This window comes from Bacillus cereus group sp. N21 (genome assembly GCF_016483395.1).
Taxonomy (GTDB): Bacteria; Bacillota; Bacilli; order Bacillales; family Bacillaceae_G; genus Bacillus_A; species Bacillus_A pseudomycoides.
In genome coordinates, this window is the sequence record NZ_JAEHBX010000276.1 from 1 (window position 1) to 356 (window position 356).

The following is a 356-nucleotide window of genomic DNA, read 5'->3' on the forward strand; positions in this document are numbered from 1 at the left end:
TGACTCTAAAAAAGGTGTGTGATCAGCATAGAAAAGGAAAATTTGTTCAAATGGAACCTTTTTATTTTTGATTAAGTGAGTTTTGACTAATTTTATCTCGAATTGCATCTTTAATAAATTCTTCGATGGAACTGTTTGCTTCCTCTACAATTTTTGTTATAGATTTATACACGTTACTTGTGAGAGTTACCGGCTTTGTTACGGTATTACTATCTAAATACACACTATTATTAACACGTTGTATCAGTTTTCCTTCTATTATATAGGGTGCTAAGCTATCCATCCATTCGGTCTGCATTCCAGATGGTAATGATACTAGAGATTGACGAATATCAAAATACCAAAATTCATCTTCT

Annotated in this window: 1 pseudogene; it reads right to left on the reverse strand. The window is 31.7% G+C overall.

Annotated features, from left to right (window positions below):
- Nucleotides 1-61 precede the first annotated feature (61 nt).
- Nucleotides 62-356 (reverse strand): annotated as a pseudogene (locus JDS96_RS30835) (ribbon-helix-helix protein, CopG family); the annotation flags it as partial.